3 protein-coding genes are annotated in these 1,908 nt (G+C 31.2%); all 3 read right to left on the bottom strand.

Features of this window, described 5'->3' with window-relative positions; all coding sequences use genetic code 11:
• Nucleotides 1-101: 101 nt before the first annotated feature.
• The 3 genes from BLQ17_RS21990 to BLQ17_RS21980 are packed head-to-tail and all read right to left on the bottom strand — an operon-like array spanning nucleotide 102 to nucleotide 1,798.
• Complete coding sequence (locus tag BLQ17_RS21990; RefSeq protein ID WP_092226430.1) at nucleotides 102-383, bottom strand: hypothetical protein; 282 nt, start codon at nucleotides 381-383, stop codon at nucleotides 102-104.
• A gap of 31 nt (nucleotides 384-414) precedes the next feature.
• Nucleotides 415-816: a hypothetical protein gene (locus tag BLQ17_RS21985; RefSeq protein WP_092226428.1), complete on the bottom strand. Its 402-nt coding sequence runs from the start codon at nucleotides 814-816 to the stop codon at nucleotides 415-417.
• A 31-nt stretch (nucleotides 817-847) separates the two neighbouring features.
• Entirely contained in the window at nucleotides 848-1,798 is a 951-nt protein-coding gene (locus BLQ17_RS21980; RefSeq protein WP_092226426.1) for an ankyrin repeat domain-containing protein, read from the bottom strand.
• Nucleotides 1,799-1,908: the final 110 nt, after the last annotated feature.

Genomic DNA, 1,908 nt, shown 5'->3' with positions numbered 1-1,908 from the left:
CCTTGCTCCTTTAAAATTCATCATGACAACCTCTGATACCTCATGAAGAGTTGCGTCTTTGGCGAATAAGTCGCTAAAACGGGAATAGCTGAATGATTCTACTATTCATTTTGTGCCTCATTAAATGGTATAAAGGTTTCAACCTCTATCTTTTTCCTCGAAACTATACCCCTAATATTTGCTGCGACCATACCAAGCACAACGCCAAGGAGGCCGATATATATACAAACCAAGCCTCCAATTAGTTCAATCTTATCTTGATTAGTAAATTTATGTCCAATCTGATTAGGCTCTATAATACCCTCAAAACCAAAATAGTATAATCCGATTAATATTATTAAACTTCCGAGTATGGTTAAAATGATTGATAAAAATATAATCATTCCCTTCCCCTCCTTTTCATATTTATAATAATTAGTATAATGAACCAACAACATCTAAAATATCAGTTGCCGTTCTTGTGCTTGACTTCATAACGTTAAAAATCCTCTGATTTAATTTTTTTATAGACGGATCTTTAAGCATCTCTGCAACCAAAATATTTCTAGCTTTTTCCCTCTCTTCATAGTTTGTGATACTTTCAACCTGGTTTATTCGTTTTTGCCAGTATGGGGCTTTATTTTCAAGGTGTTGAATATCCCATCTAGTTAATCCTGTATCAAAATCAAGCAAATTTGTAAAAATAGTAACCGTAGGACTACTATTCTCATTTACCAAATCAGACATTGATAATGTGTCAACAAAATAATAGTAGTATGCAGAAAAAATAGAAACTAAAATGGCTAAAACGGTTATAATATTTTTTTTAACCACCATAAGAGTTTTTCCTTACCATATGTGGCGTTTTTTAATCAAGATTAATAAAATTCCATTGGTTTCCAACTTGAGATGCAGTCGCATCAACAATCTTCATTAATTTCACATTTTCTTTTTCATAAATGATTAAAAAGTAAGCATGAAAAGTGTCCTTATATTTTTCAGATCCTATTCTTTCAGCAATCAAATAACTATTAAATTCAGTTTTCGGCATTTGTTCTTCAAATGATTCTAATGATACCCCTTTCATTCTTTGACTAAATCTTACTAAATCATATACTTCACTCCAATTTTTATCGATAATATTCTGATAAACTTTTTGAACAATTGTGATAAATGTTTTTAGTTGTGTGGAATTGTTTCTTGTGTGGATGTCTATCAGTTTAATTATATTTAATAAGTTTTTTATGTTAGAATACATTTCTCTTATATTATAATAAGTATCATGTTTTGAATGTAGAGCCCAATAATAGTCGTTAATCTTTTTATTTATTCGATTACATATATACCTTTCCATGCTCATGCCTAAAATACCTCTAACATGTGCTCCATTTTTCAAGAGAAAATCCACCATTTCAATATTTTCTTGTTCAATTGCATGTTCTAAGGGTATTTTGGGATTAGGATATTCAATGGGATAATCTAACGGCTTTTTTGGATTAATTTCTTTATTCACCAAAATTGGTGAATTAATATTCACACCTGAATTTAGCAATAATTTGATTGTTTTTATGTCATTATCTTTGATCGCATACAAGAAGATTGATTGATTTAGTTGGTTAATATGTTCTTTTGCCGAATTATGAAGTTTACCTTTCTTGGCAATATTGAATAGTTCAGTTGCCTTGTTGTAATCTCTTGCTTCATAAGCAGCAAGACCCTGTTGGTATATTTCGTGTGCACTAGATACGACGGCAAATGTCGGTGTCGCAAAGAGCAAACAAACACATTGAAAGAATGTTATAATTATTTTAATTTTCATCGTATAAATTTTTAATATTAATCCGGTGGGCAAATACGTCTAATCCGGATGCCGCTTTCGGGTTCGCATCTGACTATCTGGCTGTTTTTACGTCAATCAATTTGACGCCT

The sequence above is a fragment of the Desulforhopalus singaporensis genome, from assembly GCF_900104445.1.
GTDB lineage: Bacteria > Desulfobacterota > Desulfobulbia > Desulfobulbales > Desulfocapsaceae > Desulforhopalus_A > Desulforhopalus_A singaporensis.
Note: the sequence above shows the minus strand (reverse complement) of the source record. Positions and strands in the feature narration are given on the sequence as shown.

Bases quoted from the DNA above. Each gene is read 5' to 3' on its own strand.
- BLQ17_RS21990 (WP_092226430.1), bottom strand. From the start codon at position 383: ATGATTATATTTTTATCAATCATTTTAACCATACTCGGAAGTTTAATA.
- BLQ17_RS21980 (WP_092226426.1), bottom strand. From the start codon at position 1,798: ATGAAAATTAAAATAATTATAACATTCTTTCAATGTGTTTGTTTGCTC.
- BLQ17_RS21985 (WP_092226428.1), bottom strand. From the start codon at position 816: ATGGTGGTTAAAAAAAATATTATAACCGTTTTAGCCATTTTAGTTTCT.